17 protein-coding genes are annotated in these 16,403 nt (G+C 36.5%); 14 read left to right on the top strand and 3 right to left on the bottom strand.

Going from position 1 to position 16,403, the window contains the following annotated elements; all coding sequences use genetic code 11:
• Positions 1–413 precede the first annotated feature (413 nt).
• The 13 genes from AC5YC8_RS12770 (at position 414) to AC5YC8_RS12710 (ending at position 6,288) form a co-directional block, all read left to right on the top strand.
• Entirely contained in the window at positions 414–1,355 is a 942-nt protein-coding gene (locus AC5YC8_RS12770) for a GGDEF domain-containing protein (RefSeq protein ID WP_496164777.1), read from the top strand.
• Positions 1,356–1,549: 194 nt separating this feature from the next.
• Positions 1,550–1,807, top strand: a complete 258-nt coding sequence (locus AC5YC8_RS12765) for a hypothetical protein (protein WP_496164775.1) — start codon at positions 1,550–1,552, stop codon at positions 1,805–1,807.
• The gene (locus tag AC5YC8_RS12760) at positions 1,804–2,106 is read left to right on the top strand and encodes a hypothetical protein (RefSeq protein ID WP_496164774.1); all 303 of its coding nucleotides are present in this window, start codon (positions 1,804–1,806) and stop codon (positions 2,104–2,106) included. The genes AC5YC8_RS12765 and AC5YC8_RS12760 overlap by 4 nt, the downstream gene beginning before the upstream one ends.
• Positions 2,107–2,117: 11 nt before the next feature.
• The gene (locus AC5YC8_RS12755) at positions 2,118–3,236 is read left to right on the top strand and encodes an ATP-binding protein (RefSeq protein ID WP_496164773.1); all 1,119 of its coding nucleotides are present in this window, start codon (positions 2,118–2,120) and stop codon (positions 3,234–3,236) included.
• The gene (locus tag AC5YC8_RS12750) at positions 3,233–3,913 is read left to right on the top strand and encodes a 3'-5' exonuclease (protein WP_496164772.1); all 681 of its coding nucleotides are present in this window, start codon (positions 3,233–3,235) and stop codon (positions 3,911–3,913) included. The genes AC5YC8_RS12755 and AC5YC8_RS12750 overlap by 4 nt, the downstream gene beginning before the upstream one ends.
• Complete coding sequence (locus AC5YC8_RS12745) at positions 3,910–4,128, top strand: hypothetical protein (protein WP_496164771.1); 219 nt, start codon at positions 3,910–3,912, stop codon at positions 4,126–4,128. Before AC5YC8_RS12750 ends, AC5YC8_RS12745 begins: the two co-directional genes overlap by 4 nt.
• Positions 4,125–4,418, top strand: coding sequence for a response regulator (locus tag AC5YC8_RS12740; protein ID WP_496164770.1), 294 nt, complete (start codon positions 4,125–4,127; stop codon positions 4,416–4,418). The genes AC5YC8_RS12745 and AC5YC8_RS12740 overlap by 4 nt, the downstream gene beginning before the upstream one ends.
• Positions 4,418–4,723, top strand: a complete 306-nt coding sequence (locus AC5YC8_RS12735) for a hypothetical protein (RefSeq protein ID WP_496164769.1) — start codon at positions 4,418–4,420, stop codon at positions 4,721–4,723. Before AC5YC8_RS12740 ends, AC5YC8_RS12735 begins: the two co-directional genes overlap by 1 nt.
• Positions 4,723–5,079, top strand: a complete 357-nt coding sequence (locus tag AC5YC8_RS12730; protein ID WP_496164768.1) for a hypothetical protein — start codon at positions 4,723–4,725, stop codon at positions 5,077–5,079. The genes AC5YC8_RS12735 and AC5YC8_RS12730 overlap by 1 nt, the downstream gene beginning before the upstream one ends.
• On the top strand, positions 5,072–5,428 hold the full coding sequence (locus AC5YC8_RS12725) for a hypothetical protein (RefSeq protein WP_496164767.1): 357 nt from the start codon (positions 5,072–5,074) through the stop codon (positions 5,426–5,428). The genes AC5YC8_RS12730 and AC5YC8_RS12725 overlap by 8 nt, the downstream gene beginning before the upstream one ends.
• Positions 5,421–5,702 (top strand): hypothetical protein, encoded by a 282-nt coding sequence (locus tag AC5YC8_RS12720; RefSeq protein WP_496164766.1) that lies wholly within the window; start codon positions 5,421–5,423, stop codon positions 5,700–5,702. The genes AC5YC8_RS12725 and AC5YC8_RS12720 overlap by 8 nt, the downstream gene beginning before the upstream one ends.
• Positions 5,699–6,022, top strand: a complete 324-nt coding sequence (locus AC5YC8_RS12715) for a hypothetical protein (protein WP_496164765.1) — start codon at positions 5,699–5,701, stop codon at positions 6,020–6,022. Before AC5YC8_RS12720 ends, AC5YC8_RS12715 begins: the two co-directional genes overlap by 4 nt.
• Entirely contained in the window at positions 6,022–6,288 is a 267-nt protein-coding gene (locus tag AC5YC8_RS12710; RefSeq protein WP_216071069.1) for a helix-turn-helix domain-containing protein, read from the top strand. Before AC5YC8_RS12715 ends, AC5YC8_RS12710 begins: the two co-directional genes overlap by 1 nt.
• Here the strand turns inward: AC5YC8_RS12710 and AC5YC8_RS12705 are convergent.
• The 3 genes from AC5YC8_RS12705 to AC5YC8_RS12695 all read right to left on the bottom strand — a co-directional run bounded on the left by AC5YC8_RS12705 (position 6,285) and on the right by AC5YC8_RS12695 (position 14,908).
• Positions 6,285–7,487, bottom strand: a complete 1,203-nt coding sequence (locus AC5YC8_RS12705; protein WP_496164764.1) for a tyrosine-type recombinase/integrase — start codon at positions 7,485–7,487, stop codon at positions 6,285–6,287. The genes AC5YC8_RS12710 and AC5YC8_RS12705 overlap by 4 nt on opposite strands.
• Before the next feature lie 153 nt (positions 7,488–7,640).
• The gene (locus tag AC5YC8_RS12700) at positions 7,641–12,152 is read right to left on the bottom strand and encodes a translocation/assembly module TamB domain-containing protein (RefSeq protein WP_496164763.1); all 4,512 of its coding nucleotides are present in this window, start codon (positions 12,150–12,152) and stop codon (positions 7,641–7,643) included.
• Positions 12,153–12,172: 20 nt separating this feature from the next.
• Entirely contained in the window at positions 12,173–14,908 is a 2,736-nt protein-coding gene (locus AC5YC8_RS12695) for an autotransporter assembly complex protein TamA (RefSeq protein ID WP_496164762.1), read from the bottom strand.
• A 173-nt stretch (positions 14,909–15,081) separates the two neighbouring features.
• Between AC5YC8_RS12695 and AC5YC8_RS12690 the strand changes: the two genes are divergently transcribed.
• A complete protein-coding gene (locus AC5YC8_RS12690) occupies positions 15,082–16,401 on the top strand; it encodes an MFS transporter (protein WP_496164776.1) in 1,320 nt (439 codons plus the stop codon).
• The last annotated feature ends 2 nt before the right edge of the window (positions 16,402–16,403 follow it).

Genomic DNA, 16,403 nt, shown 5'->3' with positions numbered 1-16,403 from the left:
TTCTTAACCTGAAAGGTGATAAACCAGAGAATAAATTACTTGGTGTACAAATAGAAAATTATATAGAAAATATTACAAATTAAATCGAATAAGCTCCATCCAACCCACCCAGTGTGGGTTTTCTTTTATAAAAAACCAACAATAAAGATATATATTTAATATACCTTTTAAACTACTCTTAAAATCCACATTTCACCTACTTTTAATTATGATTACACTCATAAGTCTACTAGTAGCCAACGTTATAGCAATGGTCGCAACTGTAGTGTTCCTCAATAGAAAGTAAGCAATTCTCAAAAATCCAACCCACTCTATGTGGGTTTTTTAATAATCAAAATTTGATAGTTTATTAAACAAATTAAGCGTAAAATAACCAGCTATTATCCCTTTCATAGCCAATAAACATCATGGTTATTAATCAATTACTTTTCAAAGATTTCAATGCAGCAGGCGAACAGGTTCTTAAATACCTACATAATCATCTAGGTTTTGGTTTATGGATGATTACTCGTACTGAAGGTAATGATTGGATTGTCTTACAAACCGAAGATCATGGATATGGTATACAACCTGGGCACGTATTTAATTGGGAAGATTCGTATTGTTCTCAAATGGTACAAGGTAAAGGACCTCGTATAGCACCTAATTCAGAAGAAATAAAACTATATGCGGAAGCAAAAATTAATAACATTGCTGATATTAAAGCCTATATAGGTCAACCCCTAATTAATGAAGATGGCTCTCTTTTTGGTACTCTTTGTGCTATTGATCCATCACCTCAACCTAAGAATATTGAAGATGCCAGCGATCTTTTAGAGCTTCTTAGTCAGTTACTTAGTAAAATTCTACAAAGCGAACTAAAGCTAAATGAACAATTACGAGTTTCTGAAAAATTAAAACTAGATTCTTTAACAGATCATTTAACTGGTGCTTTTAATCGAAGAGCATGGGATGACCTTATAAACTTAGAGGAAACTCGATGTAAGACTTATGGACACCCTACTACTGTTATTATTATTGACCTAAATAAACTAAAGCATGTGAATGATGAGTTGGGGCATGAAGAAGGAGATAAATTAATTCAAAACACTGCTAACATTTTAAAACAATCAGTGCGCTCGAATGATTTAGTTGCTCGCTTAGGTGGTGATGAATTTGGTATTCTTAACATTGAGACGAATTTAGAAAATACACATAAATTAGCAGATAGAATTTTAGAAGCTCTAAACAATGCAGGTATTAGTGCTGCTGTTGGTATTGCAGCTCGAGATCCAAGTAAAGGATTAAAAGAAGCCCTACTTGAGGCTGACCGTGAAATGTATAAAAATAAAATAAAATCTAAAGCTTCTAAATAAAAATCTATTCAATAAAGAACGCCCGCTTAATGTGGGTTTTCTTTTGTCTATTAAAACATAAAAAAATTAGAACATTAAAAAAATATTAGCAAACTTATTGACTACTAATATTAGTATGCTAATATTTATCTCGTAAGCAATAAAAAAGCCCACTACTTTCGACGGCATGGGCTTATTTACTCAACGAGGTAATTATGAATCAAACCGCATCACATAGTCAAACGCCTAAGTTTGATAACAACAAAAGTCAAACGACTTCTGTTCTATATCGTGAGCCAACTTTCGAAGAAATGCACGGCAAAACAGCTAACATTTTTAGCAATATCTGCGCCTCTATCGTCCTGTTTGTTCTTTTCTTTGGATTGGCTTGCATGTTTATAAATCAGGCTGAAAAGGAATCTGCACAGCAAGTTGAAGCAATGGTTCAAATTGCTGAGCGAGGTGTGAAATGAATGCATCTACTAAATTCGCTGAATTCCTCAGCCGTGAACCAAATGGTGATATGCGGATGCGCCTTGGTCCAACTATCTACGTCCAAAAAGGCTTTAAGTTTTACACGGAAGTAAACGGTGAATTAATCCGTATTCCTCTTGAAACATTGGTTGCTAAACCTTGGATTCAACGAAACTTTGAAGCTGAAAAGATTTTTCAACGTCGCAAACAATTAGCAATCGATCTTCAACGATCTCACATCCCTTCTCACGAACGTAAGGCTTATAAACGTCGTATGGGTTGGGTTGGCGCTCACTAAGGGGAATCATCATGGCTATAAATATTATTACTCCTGCTCAAATCATCACTGTAAATGCAATTAAGCTTTATTTTTATGGTGATCCAGGCATGTATAAAACCACGCTTGGTATGACTGGAAATAAAGCACTCATTATTGATGCTGACAAGGGTGCATATCGAACTGGTGCTAATCGTCGTGCAGATGTTGTTGTTGCTGAACGCTGGAATGATATTGCAAATATAACTACAGAAGATTTGGAAGGCTACCAAACTGTTGTTTTTGACACTATTGGGCGTGTGCTTGATTTAATTAAAGCTCACCTTGCTAATGATAGAAAGAATACAAAAGGTGATGGTTCTCTCAAACTCAATGTGCAAGGCGTTGCTAACACAATGTTTAGTACCTTTGTTAATAAAATCATTACAAGTGGTCGTGATGTAGTTTTCATTGCTCATGCCACCGAAGATAAAAATGACAATCTAACGCTTATTCGTCCAGACCTTGGCGGTAAAAATCGTCAAGAAATCTATCGACTATGCGATGCAATGGCTTACCTATGTTTGGAAACAAATAACCAAGGTAAACAGCAACGTGTTTTAAAGTTTAGCTCTCAAGAAGGTTATCACTCTAAAGATGCTGGTGCTCTTGGTGATGTTCCAGTACCTGATTTGCGCTTAAGTCAAAACAGTAACTTTCTAGGCAATTTGATAGATAGTGTTAAGGAAACATTAAACACAATGACACCTGAACAACAGGAGGTTCAGAAATTAAAACTAGAGTGGGAACAATGGGAAAAGTCATGCATGGAAGCTAAATTTCCTAGCGATTTTAATGCTCTTATGTCTGAGCTTAAACAAGAACATCCAAACTTTAAAAACATGTGGGATTGCATGAAGCACTATGCATATCAACTCAATTTCACATACAACAAACAAAGTACCAAGTGGATTGAAATTGAAATTGTTTCATCAACGATTTCAGAACAGCAACGCGACGAACTACAAGATCTATTAGCTCAACATGGTATCGATGTGATGACGTTCTGTGAAAACAATGGAGTTGACAGCCTAATAAGTATCGAAGCTCAACATTTTGAAGCCGTTAAAGCTGATGTAATCAAACAAGGACAAGGGAAAGCTGTTGCATGAACACAGTAATTTTAGATACAGAAACTCATTCTATAAATGGTTATCCAATCGAAATCGCTTATGCACCCTGCTCTTTTGAGCAAGGTGTATTGGTGGTGGATCAAGACCATGTGTTCGATGAATACTTCTCTTGTCCTGAACCAATCGCTTTAGGTGCTATGGCGGTTCATCACATACTTGAAAGCGATATTGCGCTAAAGCCTAGTTATGAAAGCTTTAAGTTGCCCAAAGAAGTTGAATTCATGATTGGCCACAATATTGACTACGATATTGAAGCTATTCGCCTTAGTGACTCATCAATTAATGTGAAAGGTATTTGTACTTTAGCTTTAGCTCGAATGGTTTGGAAAAACTTAGATTCTCATACGCTTGGTGCCCTGTATTACCACGTTATGGAAGATCGAGAAACAGCACGTAAACACCTTCGCCATGCTCACAATGCAAAAGCTGACATTTATTTTACTGGTGTGATTTTACAAGCTCTTGTTTCTGATCTAGGCATTAAAGATATGAACTCTCTTTATTTAATGTCTGAGTCTGCCCGAATCCCAAAAGTTATCGGATTCGGAAAACATAAAGGTACTGCATTAAAGGACCTAGATAAAAGCTATGTGACTTGGTTATTAAAACAAGACAACGTAGACAAATATTTACGCAAAGCGTTGGAGGCACTATGAACACTCCTAATTTATACATCTGGACCTATAAAGCAAAAGTTCAAGGCGGTCGTGGTTTTATCCGTGGCCGTGTTGAAGCTCCAAACGGCTTTCAAGCTGAACAGGCAATTAAACGCAACAACTTAATGGTTGATGCAGTTTTAAACGTAAAAATTGATCGTTCTGTGAATGCTCGTTTGTATGCTTTTGAACCTTGGCAGGAGCTTGCAGCATGACACAAAAACGAATTGTTAAAAGTAAGAACGCCTTAGGTTTAAAAATTTGGCTTGGTTATCTTGGCTACAAGATTACAAGTTTGGCAAGCCAAGGCTTCACAGCTCGTCTTGAAGATAAAGCACTTCAAAAGAAGATTAAGAAGCAACATAACTATGTATTGGTGACGGATGCTTTGGGTGGTAATAGTGCGGCTCATGAATTAGGTGCTGAATATGAAATGCACCTGCGTAGCCCTGAAATCACAGATGAAACACAAAACAAATTAATGAAATTGGCGAAGGTGGCGTGATGGGAATTAAAAAAAGAGTAACTCTCGCTGTTGAGGTTGAGATGGAAATTGAACTTAGTGAAGATTTTAAGAACCTAACACCTGAGTTAATAAAAGATATTAATTGTTGTGGTTATGATATTTCGAACTCTGATGAGCTTTATGTTGCTGCTGCAAAACTTGTTCTAAACGGTGGTCAGGATTCCGCATGGGATGTTTTTGGACTGGTGACGCCAGCTTGGAACAAAGGTCGTGAAAGTATACCAGATAGCAGTACTTTCTTTGATCGAATTGATCTTTATGTTGAAGATTACGAGGTGGCGTGATGGATATTCAAAATGATGCTTTAGAAATGCAAATAGCGTTTGAAAAAAATTGCGCTAAATCATGTGGTGTTTCTTACGATGATCTAAAGGCTCAATTAGACAACAAAGAGTCTATTTTTGGCACAAGATACATGGAGACTAGCCCTCGTCATGAAAAATGGTTGGTGTGGTCAGAAGCGTGGCAACAAGCCAAAAAGTCGGCTGTGCCTGAACCTACCAAAGAAGTTATATGCGCTATTGAAAACACAGTTGAAGATCAATTAATAGCAAGTGGCATCACATCCGACCCATTTAGATTGGATGGTGAGAAAATTTACAAAGCCATAATCGAAGCACAGGAGCCAACCAATGACTGAAATTCAACAAGCCATGCATTGGCTAATGAAAGCTGACACTGGACTTTCTAGTGAGTGCTTAATGGCAACTATGCTCAATAGTGGTCCTGTTTCTGGCGGTTATGCTTCTAGATTCCATCCGCATGATCCAAGTGATTTTAATCGTTGTGTTGGTCTTTTGAATGCTGTTCCAACATTTCGAGTCACTCTTGATGTGATGAAACAGGTATCAAAGCAATGGGCCGTCCTAGTTAATCATTGGGATGAACTAGAAGTGTTGCTTGCTGAGGAAATTAACCAGAAATCAGCACCCAAAACATACGCTCGAATGAAAGAACTATTTGCACTGGTTGAGAAAGACAATGACTGAAATTCAACAAAAAATTGCTGTAGCGAATTTCATCATCGATGAGCTTCATAAAGATAAGCCGTTTGTTTTGAAGCTAAATATTGAAGAGCGTAAGCATTTCTTATTGGTTTTGGGTAACTCAAAAATAGACTTAAAGATTAATCACCACGCTAATGGATGTGACATTTTGATTGAAAATAGTGTGGCAGATCAGATTTACCACATGCTTTCTTCTTATATCGCAAAGCATGATTTGCCTGAAAGTGTGGTTGAGAGTTTGAAGGAGGTTTCATGAAAGCTGCGAAATTTATTGCTGATAAAGGTTGGGATTTAGCACAGCGTGATGTTGTATGTCTTGAAGCTGGATTTATCACAAAGGCAGATTTTCTAGAGCATTATGGATTTGAAATCCTTGATGAAATGAAAATCTATGTCGATGCTTGGGAGTTGGTGAACCAATTTGACGATATTGGACAAGCAAAAGCATATTTACCTGAAATGGATAATGATGTGCCGTGGAACGTAAAAGGTGGTGAGTTTCGCTTTTTTAAATGGCAACTTGAACAAGCCATCGCTCTAGTTGAAGAAGTGGAAAGTTTGAGGGAGGAAGGTTGATGAAACTTAAATTTGAAAAAATGACGCAGCAGGATAAAGATGCGCGCTTAAATCGCTTTCTTTCTGCCAATGATCAGCAATTATTTCCGCAAGAGGATATTGCTATCTACCTATCCTGCTCTACCCATACACTACAACGTATGCGTTGCATTGGCGGTGGCATTCCTTATGCAAAAATTGGTCGCAGTGTTGTTTACAAAAAGGCTGATGTATTGGCATTTCAGGAAAGCCAAACTGTACTAAATACAGCTCAATATGCTTCTTAATCGAAGCAATTGAGTTTACCTTGATACACGGCTTCAATGTCATTCATTGCAAGCCGTAATTTTTTTATAGATACCTGCACGTAACCACCAGTCACATCATTTTTTGCACCTGACCTATGGTTGAGTAATCTTTTGATTGTATATGGACCATAATCTAAGTTATTGCAGATCGTAGCGAATGTGCGTCTTAAATCATGTAGGGAAATTTCTATCCCTGTCTGCTCTCTAACTGCTTCAAGTAAACCTTGTGCACCTGATACGTGTTTGGCTTTTGAAACCATATTAGAACCAGGAAAAACATACTCGTTGTTTTTTAACTCATATCGTTGTTTGATAATCTCAAATAAATGGTCGCCCATTGGTAACAAGTGGTCATCTCCATTTTTCGGGTCTTTAAATATAAATAAACCCTTTTCAATATCTACATTTTCCCATTTAAGTGTTTGTGCTTCATTACGTCTACAGCCTGTATACATAATAAATAGAACAAGATCACGTACAGCATTTTTTGATGCGTCATCATAAAGTGAACGCTCTGTGAAATAATTCAATACTGCATTGTAGAAAACATGAATGTTGCTTTCGTCTAAGTGGCGTGTTCTTGCTTTAGTTTTATTCCATCCGCGCTTCGCAGGAATTACATCAATTGGATTGTGTTTTAGGATGGGGTTTTCATCGGTTGACCAATGCACTTGAGCAAAACGCCAAATAGAACCAAACATCTTTAATGTTAAGTTTGCCTGTGTTGGACTGTATTCAGTCAGTTTAATAAAACGATCAAACACATCCTTTTTTGAAATATCAAAAATTGGCTTAGATTTCCAATCTGATAAAAATGTATCTATACAGTGATGATAAGTATTGATTGAAAGTGGCTTGAGTTTTCGTTGTTTTAAGTAAAGATCGAATGCTTGCTCTAAAGTCACTTCATTAGAACTTTCTTTCTTCTTTTCATATTCACCATTGGCAATATCAGCCAAAATGGTTTGTGCCTTTTTTTTAGCTTCAACTGGTGTTATTTCATTTGTCTTGCCGATTGTCACACGATAAAGCTTACCCTCATGCCGACGCTCAACAATATAAGATTTGCTTTTTGTAGTTGCTCGGACCGCAAAACCAATTAAATCAGAGTCGCGATGAATAGCTTGCCCTTTTTCAGTCAATACAATAGCATCAACATTAGATTTGTTGAGTTTCATTTCAGGCTCAATTTACAAATTCGACACTTGCATTTTAAGCCTGAAATAGCTCAACAGTCTACATATAGTCTACACGCATTTTTTAAATGTAGACTAAAACCTATAAATAAATATAAAATACAACAACTTATAAATATTTAAATTTCCACACCACTAGAAACGCCAGTTGTAGAAAAAGTCGATTGCACGTTCTAATGACTGACTTGCTTCCATATATAAACGCTGATTCATTTGATAACGTAAAGTTAATTTGTTCACTGGCGTAAATACACCTACACCGTATCGAATGAACAAATCTGGCGTAATATAACCTGTTACGCTCACTTGCGTATCATCACCTGTACCTTGAGCATCTAAAGCTAAGCTACTTAAACCTAAAGTACGTCCAATTTGATTTGTAAAAGCACGCGTTCCACCAAGCCCCATACTAATACCAGCTGCAGCAATCGTATTATTTACATCTGACCTAAAGCCTTCTGTCTGACTCAATCCACTTGAACCTTCATTAATACGACCTGTAATAATCGCATTTAGCGCTTCTTGTTCAGACAGACCTGCATCATTATAAATTTGAATCCTTGGACTTGTTGCCGTTCCTGCAATTCGAATTCCAACCAAACTACCTTGAATGTTTTTATTGGTATCTACATCTAAAGTTGGATTAGACAATGCACCATTAAAACGAGCAATAGCACGATTTAAATCTAAACTTTGTCCATAAGCTTCAATTTTTACACGCTTACTTACGCCAATTGCACCATTGGCACGCATTCCTGTTTCAGAACCACGCTGGGTTAAGTACAAACGTCCTGTTAATGGAATCCGACTATCAAAACCTTGGAATATGACCTGATCACCTAAACGTACGTCTAAGTCCGCATTAATATCCCAAGGTTTTGCAGCACGTAAAATGGCAAGTTGATCTTGTCCTTCATGTACAACACGCACATCTGGAGATACATTCACAACACTTGCAGTTGCTTCAGGCATTGAAATAAGTGCACGTGGTACATTTACCTCACCTTTTACAGTCAACTTATTTAAAAATGGATAAGCTTGTAATGAAACATCCGTATTCACAATAGCCGTAATTAAAGGTGCTTGACGTACCAACAGGTTATCACCTTTCAAATTCAGGCTAATTTTGGGTTCCGATTTCCAATCAAAATCCCCTGTAATTCGACCAACACCACGTCCACTGTTAAAAGCACCATTAATAGCTGCGTTATTTTGATTTATAGATGAATACAATTGAATATTGGTTAAATTGACAGGCAATGAAATCATACTAATTTCACCATCTTTCAGACGTATGCCACCTGTAATCAGAGGCTTAGTCAGTGAACCACCTACCTTACCTGCAAACGATAAAGTACCATCTAAACGGCGCACATCTGCAATAAATGGCTTAAATACTTTTAACTGCAACTCATTAAATGCAACTTCACCACGCATCGCTTTATTGGCAGAGTATGGATCAATCACCACATTGGCATAACCTGTACCAATTGCAGGTGTTTTTACATCTAAGCGTAGCTGTAAACCTTCAGCTATACTTTTCGCAATAATAGATATTTGGTCATATCTTAAATTAGAACCAATCTCTTGCGGATCATCGCCCGTAATACCAATAATGCCGTTTTGCGTTAAAAGTTTTACATCAATTTTAGGCTTTTGGTTTTGAGCCCAAGATGCTTTTGCATATCCATTCACTTTACCTGTAATTGCTAAACCATCTGGCATAAAGGCTGCAAAATCACTTAAGTCTACATTTTGAGTAACAAATGAAATATTACCTTTTGTTTTACTGATACGTGTTGGTTGATCAAAGCACAATTGACTTTGTTGGCTCATCCAGCAATGTACACCTATAAACAATTCACTATTTTTAGCGTTGTAAATAACAGAGGCATTTTGTTTTTGTACCAAACGTGTTCTAAGGGAGTCAAAATCACCTTTTTGAATTTGACCGAACCAATCATTATTCGCATTAAAACCACCCGCCAACTGTACATAAAAAGCACTAAGCTTATTTTCAGCTTTCACTTTAAGAATATGTGCTTTGCGTATTCCTGCAATTGAAATTTCACCTTTTTGAATTTCACGATCACCACTACGCAGTGAATTCAATTTTGCAGTTAATATTGTTGGCGTTGTATCCGATGTAGGTAATTCACCCTGAATTGTAAGTTGTTTTATACTAAATAAATTATTGAAACTAAAGCCATCTATAGCCAAATTTGCAGTTGCTTTTAAACGTGGTTTTGCTTGAACATTTAAATAGCCATACGCTTTTCCACGTAAACCACTATAAACTTCATATAACGCAGGTGCATTGATCTTAATTTTTAAGTTCTGAGCATTACCTGTCGCTTGAATTTGGTTTTGCGCATAAGATAAAAATAAATTATTGGCTTCAAATTGCTGTGGTAGCAGACCATTTCCGTGAGAACTTAGCAATATTGCTAAATTACCCGTCCCGCGAATCGGTTTATTATTAATCATTCCTGCAAGGTTTAAACGCGATATATTTACTCGTTTAATATTATCTGCCCATAACCCTTGTGTTTTCACTACACCTGAAACTTCACCACGAACATTCGATACAAAATACTGAGGCTTAAAGCGTATAAGTGATGCATTTACATCCCAGCCAATTCCATGCGTTAAATTAATAACACCTTCAGCCGCAATGCGTCCTGCAATACCATTATGACTAAACTGGTTAATCTTAATATATTGTGATGTCCCTGAAACTTTAGCTTTTAAATGACCTTGACTACCTGCAATAACACTCGTATTGAGCGCACCATCATAATCAACCGCAAAGCTTTTAAATCCACCGCCTTGCTTTTCATCGTGGAGTAAAATAGCAGCAGTGCTTTTACCCGTTAAATGCATCGATTCATTTTGATCGGCTAAACGTCCCGTTAATGAAATTGGATTTAAGTGAATAATTTGTTGATTTGGCTTCGCATAACCATTGGCTTTAACACGACCATTCAACAAATTAACTGGTGCCGCACTAACTACGGTTTGCGGATTGAAATTATTCGCATCAAGTAATGCATTCCACTTAAGTTGACGTTTATCTGTTGGCAATTCAACAAAGGCACTTCCTTTTAAACCACCTTGACCTGCGCTAAAACTAAAGCTTGGAACCTTTAAGTTATTATCTTTAATATTTAACTGTGCCGAATATTGTCCTGCTGGTAATACAGATTTTTCATGTTGCTTAATAATTGTGGCTACATGAATATTTTGTTGATCTTCCACTAAACTCAGATTTACATCACCTGAATCACTTTTCAACCAACCAATATATGGCATTTCACGATCTAAACCTTTCCAAGCAATATTCATCAACATTGGTTCAGGCTTTTTCGTTTTTTCTTCTTTTTGATCTAGTTTTAAATTCCAATTTTCATATTTATCGAAACCAACATTTGCTGTGACATGTAAGCCATCTGCCAATAATCCTGTAGAGGCTAAATTTGCATCTAAAGACGGCGGTAAAAAATCACGAATCACTTGGGGAATAATTTTATCGGTAGGCTTAATATTATCTAAGCGACCTTTTAAATCCCAAGTCACATGATCTTTCCAACTTACAACACCTGCAACATTTACCGCGCCATCTAACAATTGACCATTGACTGTTTCAAGATCTAATTGATTCACTAAGTCTGTATACATGGATGCTGTATAACGACCTTCTGGAATATCCTTTCCACTTAGGTCTGTATTTAAATCAATATTTAGACGTTCAATGTCGCCATAGTATTTGGCTGTACCTTTTTTCGCAAAAAGCTTTTGATCTGTTAATAATGGTAAATGATAGTTTCTAAATTTTAATTCACCTTTCATTGGAACATTATCACGAAGTGGATGTACAACGCCCCAACCCGTTAACAAGTCTGGTGTATTGGTTGCAAAACCTGCTTCAATCGTTTCTAACGTGCCATTTGCAACAACATGAATACCATGAATATTTAAACTGTCATTGAGCGATGGGATATTCACATCACCTGTTGCTTGAATTGGGTATTTACCCTGATCAAAAGTCATACTGCCATTGGCATTCTTCACATTTAAATAGCCCATATCCATGCGCGTATTTTTAAATGTAAGTTTCGTTTCATCCCATAGTGCTTTTTCTAAATGAATATCAAAAAAATCGACTTGTGTCGTGCCTGTATGAATCGCAAGCTTATCAACATCTGCTTTATCTAAACGTAAAACAAAGGGTAACCGAATTTCGTCATATTTAAACGGTTCATCTGAATGAGGCCCTTTGGTTATAATTTGTAGATTTTTTACATCTGCATGCGTTAAATGTATTTCTTTTTTAATAATTGCTCGCCAGCCCAATGACACATCTGCTCGATCAATTTTGACATCTACAGCATCTAGGGTGACCAATACTTTACGTAAAATAATTCCGTTCAGTAAATTGCCACTTTCATATTCATAATGAATAATTTGTTGACGTTCTAATACGCTATCCAGTAAAAATTTACTGCCTCGATCCGTTGAGAACATGACCGCCAAAGCCGCAACAATGAATAAAACCACAAAAAGAAGTGACATCAAGACACTTCTTAATATTCTTCGCTTTTTAGGCAAAGGGGTTGGTAATTCTGATTGCTGTTCTACTTCAGCCATAAATCTTCTCTAAACGTAAATTATAATTGTGAGCCAATAAAGAAATGTAAGCGTATTGGTTTACCTTCATCAGACAATCCACTTGCAATATCTAATCGAATTGGACCAATAGGTGATGCCCAACGAATCCCAACACCTGCACCGTATGCAGTCGGCGTTTTAAAATCTGCATCATAAGCATTACCAAAGTCTGTAAATACAGCCGCACGCCATCCTTCAGCGAATTGGTAATTATATTCAAGCGAACCAACCGCTAAGGCTTGACCACCCACCTTAAATCCATCTTCTCTTGGAGACAAACTCTTATAGTCAAAACCACGCATCGACTGGTCACCACCTGTGACATAGCGCAAATTATATGGCACGCGACTAAAATCATCGGTAAAGATATAACCTAAGTCAGCTCGACCCACAAATTGATGATCATAGCTATCTCCCAGAGAATAAATAAAACGCCATCCCAAATTGGCAATTGCCATATTGACGTCAGTCATAAGGTTATCGCTACCCACTTCAATTTTGTAGATCTGTTTAAATCCTTTCGATGGATTCACACGTTGATCTGAATCTGTACGTGAGATTTCATAACCAAATAATAAAGACTCTTGTTCTGGATTTCCTGTCCCTAAAAAGATATCTGGAATATCATCGACATTAAAAACGCCCTCTCCCGTTAAACGATCAAGTCGATAACGCACACCCATAACATGTTGCCAACTTCCTCGAGGGTTTCGAATAATTCTGTCTGCACCCAAGACAGCAGATTCAATCAATAAGTTACCTGTATCAGAAACGTCTTTACGTTCTTCACGCTCATAACCACCCACTAACGAAATATAGTCATTTAAAGGATGACTATATGGAATGTTGTAACGACCATCTATGGCTTGACGTTTTTCAGACAACTCAAAGTTAGCATCAAAAGAATGACCACGTTTATTGACAATGGCACGGCGGTATTGACTACGTAAACGTACACCTGTGTCCGTACCATAACCTAAACCGACCTCAGCATTATTTCGCTTATCTGCATTTAACGTCACAATGACAGGGATTATTTTTTCTTCTCGTGCTTTTTCTTTTAATCGCTCTATTTCATCTTCTCTTGTTTCTTGCTCTACTCGAAGTTTCTTAATTTTTTTATTGTTATCATCTCCGCCAATACCTGCAAACTGCTCTTCATTGACTATATTTTGCTTCACCTCAGTTGGTGATTTTTCGACAGTCTTGCTTTGTAGGGGATCAATAGATGTTCCATTTGCCAAATTTTCTAAATCAATTAAAGCTTGAAGATCAGGTGCATATTCTAATTTTTTCTCAATCGCATCTGGACGTACAGCATCAACCAAAGTGTAATTAAAATAACGAGAGTTTGTTAAATTATTTGCTAAAGTATTTACACGCCAAAATGCATAATCCTGACCATCTGTCCATGGTACTAACTGTTCAAGAATATCTCGATCTAAAGGAAACTCTTCTGTAGGGTCACTCATGCGAAATTCAACAGCACCAATTTTATATCGGTCACCTGTTTCATATTTCAGATTAATGTCGGCTGTATCTTGAGGTAATGAAACTTTTACATCATGCATACGCCAATAAGAATCAAAATAACCATTATTACTTGCTGCATCGACTATTCGTGCTTTGGTCTTTTCATATAAACCCTGATTAAACACATCACCTTCAGATAAATCGGGTAATACACTAATCACTTGGAATTGTGGCTGATTTTGACCCGCACCGCTAAATTCAATATTGTCCGTTGTAACAAGAACGGGGTTATTCGGTACAACTAAAACCTTAACCTTTCCATCGCCAACTTTTTCAAACTTAAACTCGGCATTATAAAAGCCAACGGCCTGTGCGGCTTGATTAGACAATGTTCTTAATTGAGAAATAGAAGAAATAAAATCTTCAAATGCCTCGACTGTATAACTTGATAATTTGGCTTTAACATTCGCTTTTAAAGCCTCAATTGCTTCTTTTTCTTGTTTAGAGTAATGATTCAAATCATCATTAATGACAATTTCCGCACTAATACGAGGGATTGTTTGTCCATAAAGAAGTTGTTGTGGTCTAACTTTATAATATAGTCTTTTAAAGAAACCCATTTCTTCTTGTTCTTTAGATTCTGTTTCTAAATGAATAGAATTTAGAGTTCGACCACTTTCATTGGCTTCTACGACCACTTTACTATCGGCCTGAATGCTATTCATTAAAGCATCAACATTAATAGGTGCTTGATTAATAACCGCCAAATCTTGTTTTGATGCATCACCTACTAAAATCTCTTTCGATTGCTCTGCACGATTTTTTTCAGCATCTTGCTTGGCTTGTTCAGCCACCTTTAAAATATCTTGCACCATCTGATCATCGGCAGCTATTTCAGGTAAGTTTTCTAATTCATCTATACCAATAGGTGCAAATGCCTCAACAGGTTTTGGCGAATGTACTTGATCTTGAAGCATTTGATAACTGTCAAAATCTTCATGAATTGCATAAAGCTGCTTATTAACATGTGGTTTAAATTCGGTATTTGCAGTATTAGCCGCATTTGCTTTTATTTCTTCTTGATATTCGGCAGGTAACTCAATGGGACTATAGTCAAATTTAGATTCTGTTTGTGCAAAACTATATTGCGCCATTAAGCCTAAAAAAATACTCATACATAATTGTTTATGCCCCATTCGTTCCAACGCAGAATGAATACTTAAACTTAATGTTGATTTTTTAAACTTGAAATTTTCAGGCATAAAACTCTAAACCAATCTAATATTTTTAATATGAAATCCGTATCAATACTATCACATGAGTAAAATACTATATGACATCCATTATCGAATAACCTTAAAATATCATACAGGAATTTTATAGTAATATAGAACTTGCTCACATTTTTTAATAAAACTTTTAAAGCAGTGCCAAAATTATGGATAACAACGAACATCTATTAGGTACACGTCGTTTTTTACCGATGTTTATCACTCAGTTTTTTGGCGCTTTAAACGATAATGTTTATAAACAAGCCCTTTTATTAGTCATTACTTATGGCTGGATACAACAAAGCGCAAATGTAAGCACACTGAATAACTTTGCTGCTTTGTTATTCATTTTGCCTTATTTCATTTTCTCCGCAACAGCAGGACAAATTGCCGATAAATACGAACGCTCACAATTGGTACGCTACTTAAAAGCTGCTGAAATTTTTATTATGCTTTTGGCAACAGTAGGCTTCCTGATTGGAAATTTATGGCTACTTTTAATCGCATTATTTTTAATGGGCACACATTCCACATTTTTTGGTCCTATTAAATATGCAATTTTACCTGAAATTTTAAGACCAAATGAACTCATGTCTGGAAATGCCTTATTTCAATCTGGCACATCTATGGCTATTTTAATTGGTATGATTTTAGGCGGTGCGGTTATCTCTTTATCGCAAGGTAATTTGGTTTGGATTAGTGCGACTGTCTTAATCATTGCTATTTTAGGCTACATTTCTAGTACTTTTATTCTTAAACAAAAAATCACAGCCAATGATCTTCAAGTAGATTGGAACTTTTTTAGAACAAGCTTTCAAACCCTAAAATACGCAAAAAGTTTGCCTCTTATTTTTACAATTCTCTTAGGTAACTCTTGGTATTGGTTTTATGGCGCGACTTATCTCACCCAAATTCCGCAACTTACCCAAGAATATTTATATGGTAATGAAAATGTAGTGAGTCTTTTACTTACCTTCTTTTCTGTAGGTATTGGGTTAGGTTCTTTACTATGCAGAAAAATTGGCGGCACTGAAGTCAATATTAAAATGGTACCTATTGGTGCAATTGGTCTAGCTATTTGTGCTTACTACTTAGCAGCAAGCCTATCTTTTGTACCAACACATACGGGTGAACTACTAACACTTACCGAAGTATTTCACCAAGATGTAAGTTATTACCACGTTATGATTGCCATTACATTATTAGGTGTAAGTGGTGGTTTTTATATCGTACCGCTTTATGCCATGATGCAGGCATATTCACCACGCTCACATCGTGCACGTGTAGTTGCAGCAAACAACATATTAAATGCAATATTCATGATAACTTCTGCTATATTTTCTATTATTGTATTAAGTATCTTAAAACTAGATATGAAAATACTATTTTGTATTACAGCCACTTTAAGTGCAGTATTTTCAGTGTGGTTACTCATTCGAATTAAACCACTCTTAAAAACGACACAGCTCTCGTTGGAGGATTAACT

It is taken from the genome of Acinetobacter sp. FY731 (assembly GCF_059515905.1).
The sequence above is the reverse complement of the archived record's forward strand: the minus strand, read 5'-3'. Positions and strand labels throughout refer to the sequence as shown.

Excerpts from the sequence above, each read along its gene's own strand:
- AC5YC8_RS12720 (WP_496164766.1), top strand. The coding sequence starts at position 5,421 with ATGACTGAAATTCAACAAAAAATTGCTGTAGCGAATTTCATCATCGAT.
- AC5YC8_RS12725 (WP_496164767.1), top strand. The coding sequence starts at position 5,072 with ATGACTGAAATTCAACAAGCCATGCATTGGCTAATGAAAGCTGACACT.
- AC5YC8_RS12740 (WP_496164770.1), top strand. The coding sequence starts at position 4,125 with ATGACACAAAAACGAATTGTTAAAAGTAAGAACGCCTTAGGTTTAAAA.
- AC5YC8_RS12735 (WP_496164769.1), top strand. The coding sequence starts at position 4,418 with ATGGGAATTAAAAAAAGAGTAACTCTCGCTGTTGAGGTTGAGATGGAA.
- AC5YC8_RS12705 (WP_496164764.1), bottom strand. The coding sequence starts at position 7,487 with ATGAAACTCAACAAATCTAATGTTGATGCTATTGTATTGACTGAAAAA.
- AC5YC8_RS12745 (WP_496164771.1), top strand. The coding sequence starts at position 3,910 with ATGAACACTCCTAATTTATACATCTGGACCTATAAAGCAAAAGTTCAA.
- AC5YC8_RS12760 (WP_496164774.1), top strand. The coding sequence starts at position 1,804 with ATGAATGCATCTACTAAATTCGCTGAATTCCTCAGCCGTGAACCAAAT.
- AC5YC8_RS12715 (WP_496164765.1), top strand. The coding sequence starts at position 5,699 with ATGAAAGCTGCGAAATTTATTGCTGATAAAGGTTGGGATTTAGCACAG.
- AC5YC8_RS12700 (WP_496164763.1), bottom strand. The coding sequence starts at position 12,152 with ATGGCTGAAGTAGAACAGCAATCAGAATTACCAACCCCTTTGCCTAAA.
- AC5YC8_RS12755 (WP_496164773.1), top strand. The coding sequence starts at position 2,118 with ATGGCTATAAATATTATTACTCCTGCTCAAATCATCACTGTAAATGCA.
- AC5YC8_RS12710 (WP_216071069.1), top strand. The coding sequence starts at position 6,022 with ATGAAACTTAAATTTGAAAAAATGACGCAGCAGGATAAAGATGCGCGC.
- AC5YC8_RS12730 (WP_496164768.1), top strand. The coding sequence starts at position 4,723 with ATGGATATTCAAAATGATGCTTTAGAAATGCAAATAGCGTTTGAAAAA.
- AC5YC8_RS12765 (WP_496164775.1), top strand. The coding sequence starts at position 1,550 with ATGAATCAAACCGCATCACATAGTCAAACGCCTAAGTTTGATAACAAC.
- AC5YC8_RS12750 (WP_496164772.1), top strand. The coding sequence starts at position 3,233 with ATGAACACAGTAATTTTAGATACAGAAACTCATTCTATAAATGGTTAT.
- AC5YC8_RS12695 (WP_496164762.1), bottom strand. The coding sequence starts at position 14,908 with ATGCCTGAAAATTTCAAGTTTAAAAAATCAACATTAAGTTTAAGTATT.